Source organism: uncultured Porphyromonas sp. (assembly GCF_934359325.1).
In the GTDB taxonomy this organism is placed as follows: Bacteria; Bacteroidota; Bacteroidia; order Bacteroidales; family Porphyromonadaceae; genus Porphyromonas_A.
This window is the reverse complement of record NZ_CAKRLH010000080.1, coordinates 1-7,134: the sequence shown is the minus strand read 5'-3', so window position 1 is coordinate 7,134 and position 7,134 is coordinate 1. Positions and strand designations below refer to the sequence as shown.

Here is a 7,134-nt window from a genome sequence, read left to right as displayed (position 1 = left end):
CAGTCCGAGCGTACCGGTCTGCAGCACTGCCTCACTCGCTACCGGATCGGCCGTAGCCAGGGGATGGATCACCGCATCATACACCCTGCCCTCGCGAGTCAGCCTCGCCAGACCACCCTCCGAGAGATGCGGCGCCATCGCCTCATAGAGGTCGGTCCGAAACTCATCCACCGTCAGCAGCACCACAAGCTTGGGAGCTTGCTGCGCAGCGACAGGTGAGCAGACGCTCAGGAGGACGACCAGAGGCTTGAGTAGATCTTTCATCACTTAGTACTGTAGTCAAATACCTTGCCACCCTCCGGACTCGGCTCAACAAAGCGGCAGACAAACTGATCCAAACCGACGAGGATCGCCATGTAGGCCATACCGATAGGAAGGGTCTGCACATACCCGAGTCCCAGGTAGACGAGCGACAGGATGAGATTGATCAGATAGAGGTGGCTATTGAGCCGCTTATGACGCCCCTCCTGCCACATCGTCACTACGAGGATGAGCCAAAAGGGATGAAGCAGCACCATATTGGCATTAAGCAAAGTGTGCGGGTGGGCGGAGAAGAGACTGAGGAACCACAGCACGATCCCCGCCAGACCGAAGATGACATAAAGGGCACAGCGTAGGATCCGCCACGGCAGCGGGGTGTACCTCCGTACGACAAAGTAGCAGAGCAAGTAGATAGCGACCACAGCGAGTATCGTCACCAGCGGTCCGTCGAAGCGAGGCACCTCGATCACCTGCGTCTGAGGGATGATCTCCTGCTTGCGGATGACGATCGGCTCACCGGTGTCCTCCCGATAGGCCAGGTCCATCGACTGCTCCAGCAGCACCGGCAGAAACCCCGCATCGCGGACGGTCATCTGTGCATCGCTCTTTACTCCGAGACAGAGATCGGTGCCAAAGGTGTACCACTTCGCCGACTTACTCGACTGCCTCGTCGCCTCACGGAAGGTCGGCAGAGACTTGCGGTCGACCCTATAGACCAGCCCTCCCTCCACGAAGCGCTCGATGAGGTCGCGAGGGCGGGTGGCGCAGTTGTCGTAGAAGTAATTATACTGATACTCTGCATTCTCCGGCAGGGCATTCCAGTCGAGGTACTCCATCAGCGCGCGTACCTCTTCCGGTCTCAGACTGAGCTCCTGCTCCACCATACTCCTCCCCTGATCGGCATACTCATAGACCATGCTGTCGAAGTCGGTCACCCCGAGCATATACATCGGCTTCCCGACCATAAAGTTGGGGATAAAGTTCTTCTGAGACGTCGAAAAGTACCCATAGTTGTACGCCCTATCCAAGCCGGTCTCCGGGTCCTGAATACGTATCGCCGTATGACCATAGAGGTAGAAGACATACTCCGCCGACTGTCCGCAGGTGATCAGACTCGCCCGAGGCTCGGCAGCGATCGGCAGGATGAGACTGCTCAGTAGAGTAAGCAGGGTAGTGTAGAGAAGTCGTCTATTCATGTAAGATCAAAAATGTGTGGCATATCTGACAAGACAAGCCGTGTGTCATGCAGGGAGAGACTCTTGGGGTAGAGGTTATTGGCTCGAGAGCCGAGCTCCTTGACGAGAGCGATCGGAACGTCAGCATAGGTGGCGACACGATATCCTCGCTCCCCCGATCCAGTGAGGGTCTGTCGTCCTATGAGGGCAAAGGCCTCCTCTGCCGTCATCGCCCGTCTCGGGTACGGCAGCAAGCTCGAGACCCGTGAGCTGAGGACCCAAGGGGCACCTGGGATGAAGTCCCTCCCCTTGATATCCCCGAGATGAAGTCCGGAGCTCAGCACGCGGACTCCCTCACTCCCCTCCAGCAGAGTAGCGACAGACTGACCGATCGGAGAGAGCAGTCGCCAGACAGACCCGTCGGGATTACAGAGCAGATACTCCTCCGGTAGGCTGCTCAGTTCGTCCGGTACACCGCCCGACCTGCCGGCGATCTTACGCCCGGGCATCTGTGGAGCCATCGGGGGGCCCGGCTTTCGGACGCCGAAGCAAGTAAGCCCCTCGCTCCCTGTTGTGTGGGGGAAGAAGCGGTATACCCCCGGCTCCTCCTCGCTCTCCTGTACACCATAGCCGAGTAGCTCAGGCAGTGGGATCACCTCAGCGCCGTAGTTGTCCCGGAGGAAAGAGAGCTGCGCCTCATTCTCCGCCCTATTGTACGTGCAGGTGCTATATATAAGGAGTCCCCCGTCCGTCAGCATTTCCCATGCCTCGGCGAGGATCTGCCGCTGTGTGCGGGCGCAGTGGTCCACCAGCTCAAGGCTCCAGCCGGTGATGGCGTCAGGCTCCTTGCGAAACATCCCCTCGCCAGAGCAGGGGGCGTCCACCAGGACCAGATCCGCCTCCAGCCCCGCCGCTCTCAACGTCTCGGGATAGGCTGAGGTGACGATCGTCTCGTCAGCACCCCAGCGGAGGACATTCTCCTCCAGCACCTTTTCCCGCTTGCGATCCGGCTCATTCGTGACCAGGAGACAGGTCTCCGGGAGGTGGCTGCGGAGGAGCGTCGTCTTGCCCCCCGGTGCAGCACAGAGATCCAGCGCCACTGAGGGGGCAAAGTCGATGTGATCGAGATAGCGCGCCACCACCATCGACGCCGGCTCCTGCACGTAGTAGGCACCCGCATGCCAGAGCGGATCGGCACCAAATAGAGGACGCTCATTGAGCAATACCCCCTCTGGACACCACGGGATCTGACCCGAGGAGTGAGGGGGAAGCTTGGAGAGATTGAGCCGAACGGATACAGGCGAGGGAACCTCCGTCAGCGCTCTCTCGAGCGCCTCGTAGGCTCTCTGCCCGAAGTCCGAAGTAAAGGACTCCCTAAAGCCATCCGGCAGCATCATCAGATCTTGAGCGAGAAGCCGAAGCTAAAGAGCTCGTTGTACTGCAGGAGAGACTTGAAGGTCTTCGGCCCATCCAGGATCACGCTGTCATCGAAGCGGAGATTGACATTGAGCATCGTGCTGAAGTACTTATTGAAGGCATACTCCAGAGTATTCTCCAGCTCCGTCTCTATATGCTTGTAGGAGGTGTTGTAGTAGAGCCGAGAGCGCCAGGAGAAGGCGTCGGAGAATTGCCAGTCCAGATTCATCCGCAGCGATGATCCGAGGCGAAGGAGATAGTCCTGATCCTCCTGCAGACCATACCTACCCCTCGTCACGTCCTTGGCGTGGATCCAAATAAATTGCATCGACGCGGGCGCCACATTGAGCGTAAAGTTGAGATTATTGAAGGGATTACCGCCGATCTTTTTCTTCTTGAGGTTATACTTCATACCGAGACCGCCGTCGATGATCAGCGGTGCAAAGGCTCGAGTGGTGACATTGCCCTCGCGGTCGTAGTTATTGAGCAGCTGGCTTCGGAGGTTGAGGTCTACGGTATAGAACCAGCGCTTCCACGCCTTTAGACCCAGGTTACTACGCATCCGGAAGACATCCTCACTGATCTTAAAGTCGGGCTTCTCCTCCAGCTTGATCTCACTGGGCACCGTAAAGAGTCCCAGCTTATACTCCAGGTCATTGACCCACTCCACCTTATCCTTCTTATAGGCCAGCTGGTAGTAGAGTCGAGAGGAGAGGTTGGCGCTGCTGGTACCACCTTTGTGCCAGTTGGGTGAGACTTGATTCTGAGCCAGCTGAGCGTGCGCCTCAAATCGTGGCAGCCAGTAGCGGCGCTCCACCGACACCGTCTCGATCACTCCCTGGGACTTCGTCGGTACATTGGGCATATCCATCACCGCCAGCTCACCCGAGTAGGAGGGTCCCTCCACAGGCTTGTACTCCAGATGGTCTGTCGGGAGGAAGTCCGAGGTGTAACGGATCAGATCCGGATGAGAGAAGAAGAATTGCTCCCTCAGCCGCTGATCGGTATTCCACCGATCCATACGCTTCGCAAAGCCGGTCGTAGGATTATACTCCCGCTCCAGCTTATCCAGGGTCATGCGAAGCAGCGACTGCAGGACGAAGGGATTGTGAAGACGGGGATCGGTCGAGCGAACGAGAGCCACTTTATCGAAGTGGAGGGAGGGCAGCTTCCACAGGTCGAAGAGCAGTGGAGCAAAGAGCGAGGAGGAGGGCACATACCCCTCTGTCCTCAGCTGCATCGGACGGCTGATCACACCCAGCGCCTCCGGGCTCAGGCCCCGGGTCAGGGTATCATTGGCCATTATCTGCTCGGAGTAAGCAGGGTACAGAGGGACCACTTCGCCGGCATCCCTCACACTCTGAGCACTTGCCGCCACTCCACACATCATCAGGAGAGAGCCCAGCACCGGGCTTAGCACTCTGGTAACGTATCGCATCATTATTCTCTATCTCTATTAGTCACTTCGATTATGGTGCGTACCGCCGCACCCTACATTTCTACAAAGATAATACTTTTGCTCCATCCGCCTTTTGGCTTACCGGCAAAACACAGGGCTGACGCATTTGAGCTCTGCTGCAATAAGTGATAATCCCTGTCGCTGTGCAATCCCGCCTGCCGATCCCTGCGGGGTGCCTCGCCGCCAACCTCCTTAGGGTCATCGGACAGGGGCGCACGTGAAGACCGCTACATAGGAGACACTCCCGCATCCGAAGGATGCCCGCTCCATAGGCATCGGTCGAGGCACGAAGTGCCGAAGACCGATGTATAAGCGTACACATCATCCCTCGACCCCTTGCGGGTCGCCGGCATAGGAGATGTCTGCTCGGCGACCCACAAGGGGTCGAGGTGGTAGGGCTGGGGTTCTGTACATCGGTCACCGCTTCGCGGATGACCGATGCCTATGGAGCGAGCACCCCTAACGGGGTGCCGCGCCGCCTGTTATACCCACAGACGATCTGATAGTGCGACGCCCTGACGGGGTCGTGATCGTTTGCGATGCCTGATCCACGGGTCACCGGGGAGTATCGTATCGAGCTGGATAGACTTCGGTGAATTCTAAACCCGGTATTAGTGATCACTAAACCCGGTAATAGTGATGACTAATACCGGGTTTAGTTTGGGGGCGCAGGGCTGACGCATTTGAGCTATACAGTAAACCATCTAATGCCCGTCAGAGAGGCTGATGCTTAGGGAGCGGATGGGTGGTCTCTCTTATCGCTCATCTCCGATGTGACGGCGACCCGCAAGGGGTCGCAGAGCCCGTCTCTCAGATGCGCCGGACCGGTCCATAGGGCGAAGCCCCATAGGGATCGCCGCCTTTTCGCCCGTGGAGACCTCGGGCAAATCCAAAAACGTCCGCCATGCTGGCGGAAGCAGGGCGGAGTATCATCTTACTTATTATGATTAACTTTGCACACGCAAAAAACAGAAGACGAATATAGTAATGGAATCAGCATGGGAGGCAGTCTGGTCCTCCGGGACACCGATCCAGACGATCTTACTTCTCTGTATAGTTTGTGCGATCGGGGTTTATCTAGGCAAGGCTAAGATCAAGGGATTTACTCTGGGAGTGACGTGGGTATTCTTCGTCGGCATCCTCTTTGCCCACTTCGGTGCACGAGCCAATGCGGATATGCTGCGAGTGATCCAGGACTTCGGTCTGATACTCTTTATATATGCCTTGGGCGTGCAGGTGGGACCGGGCTTTGTCTCCTCCTTCCGGCAGCACGGGGTGTGGCTCAATCTCTGGGGTCTGGTACTGATCGCGGGGGGCTTTGCGATACTCTTTATCCTCCTCGAGACGACAGGACTGGATCTCTCGGGTCTCATAGGGACGCTCTCCGGAGCTGTGACCAATACCCCTGCGATGGCAGCGGCACAGCAGGCGGCGACGACGGCGCTCTCGGATCCGGCAGAGGTGCTTCGGTCGACGAGTGACATGGCGATCGCCACGGCGATCACCTACCCGATGGGTGTGGTGGGAGTGATCCTGGTGCTGGCTCTGCTCAAGCGTCTCTTCCCCTCCAAGACCCGCCAGCACTCGACTCTGGTGGATCACGAGTCGCAGCACACGGCGCGGGAGTACGTGGTCTCCAATCCTGCTCTCGACGGGCAGAAGATGAGCAGTCTCCAGGAGATCCTCGGCGGACACTTCGTGGTCTCCAGGATCTTCCGAGACGGAGAGTATATCGCCCCGACCAATGACACCCTCCTGCACAAGGGGGATCACCTCCGGGTCGCCAGTGAGCGGGGAGACGTGGAGCGGCTCACCTACCTCTTCGGCACCGTGGAGGAGAGGGATGAGGAGCTGAAGTGGGACAACGATCACGACCCGCTGATCATGCAGCGGCTCCTGGTGACGAAGGAGTCCTGCAACGGCGTCAAGCTGAGCCAGCTGAGGATCCGCAGCCGATTTGACGTCAATATCACCCGCGTGACCCGAAACGGGATGGAGCTAGTACCCCGTCCCAACCTCCGCCTCCATATGGGTGATCGGCTCAGCGCCGTCGGGCGGGAGAAGGACATCAAGGAGCTCGCCGCCGTGGTGGGCAACGAGCTGAAGCCCCTCGACACGCCCTACGTGGTATCGATCTTCCTCGGCATAGCACTGGGATGCCTCCTCGGTATGATCCCCGTACACCTGCCCGGTCTGGCGGCTCCGCTACGACTCGGTCTTGCCGGCGGACCTATCATCGTCGGGATCCTGATGGGTGCCTACGGGCCTCACCTCAAGATGAATACCTACATCACCACGAGCGCCAACCTAATGCTCCGCAACCTGGGGCTGGCGCTCTTCCTCGGCGGTCTGGGACTCAGCAGTGGTCAGCACTTCTGGGAGATGCTTGTAGACGGGCCCGGTCTGGAGTGGTTTGCTTGGGGCACCGTCATGACGATCTTGCCGACATTGATCGTCGGCATGGTGGTGCTCAAGTGGACCAACATGTCGTACAATGTTGCCGCCGGTATGCTCACCGGTGCGATGGCCAATCCGATGGCTCTCAGTCTCGTCAGCGGCGGGGAGGACGACGACGATGACCCGACGATCAGCTACGCCACGGTTTACCCTCTCGCGATGTTTGCCCGAGTGATCCTGAGCCAGCTGGTGGTGGGGCTCTTCCCCGGGCTGCTCTGAGGAGGCAAAAACTTCGCTGAATAAGACTTGTAAGATTCAGAAAATCGTCCTACCTTTGCAGAGCAAAAGCGGGAGGGCGGAAATGCTTGAATAGCTCAGTTGGTTAGAGCATCTGACTGTTAATCAGAGGGTCCTTGGTTCAAGTCC

Annotated in this window: 4 protein-coding genes and 1 pseudogene; 1 reads left to right on the top strand and 4 read right to left on the bottom strand. The window is 58.2% G+C overall.

Annotated elements, in window-relative coordinates; all coding sequences use genetic code 11:
* The 4 genes and pseudogenes from Q0F21_RS04330 to Q0F21_RS04315 all read right to left on the bottom strand — a co-directional run.
* Positions 1-264, bottom strand: a pseudogene (locus Q0F21_RS04330) (hypothetical protein); the annotation flags it as partial.
* Positions 264-1,457, bottom strand: coding sequence for a DUF4105 domain-containing protein (locus Q0F21_RS04325; protein ID WP_297237736.1), 1,194 nt, complete (start codon positions 1,455-1,457; stop codon positions 264-266). The pseudogene Q0F21_RS04330 and the gene Q0F21_RS04325, both read right to left, overlap by 1 nt.
* Complete coding sequence (locus Q0F21_RS04320) at positions 1,454-2,833, bottom strand: RsmB/NOP family class I SAM-dependent RNA methyltransferase (RefSeq protein ID WP_297237735.1); 1,380 nt, start codon at positions 2,831-2,833, stop codon at positions 1,454-1,456. The genes Q0F21_RS04325 and Q0F21_RS04320 overlap by 4 nt, the downstream gene beginning before the upstream one ends.
* Positions 2,833-4,293, bottom strand: a complete 1,461-nt coding sequence (locus Q0F21_RS04315) for a DUF3078 domain-containing protein (RefSeq protein ID WP_297237733.1) — start codon at positions 4,291-4,293, stop codon at positions 2,833-2,835. Before Q0F21_RS04315 ends, Q0F21_RS04320 begins: the two co-directional genes overlap by 1 nt.
* 1,005 nt (positions 4,294-5,298) lie before the next feature.
* On the opposite strand from Q0F21_RS04315, the gene Q0F21_RS04310 reads away from it, so the two are divergent.
* Positions 5,299-6,987, top strand: coding sequence for a putative transporter (locus Q0F21_RS04310; RefSeq protein WP_297237731.1), 1,689 nt, complete (start codon positions 5,299-5,301; stop codon positions 6,985-6,987).
* Positions 6,988-7,134 lie beyond the last annotated feature (147 nt).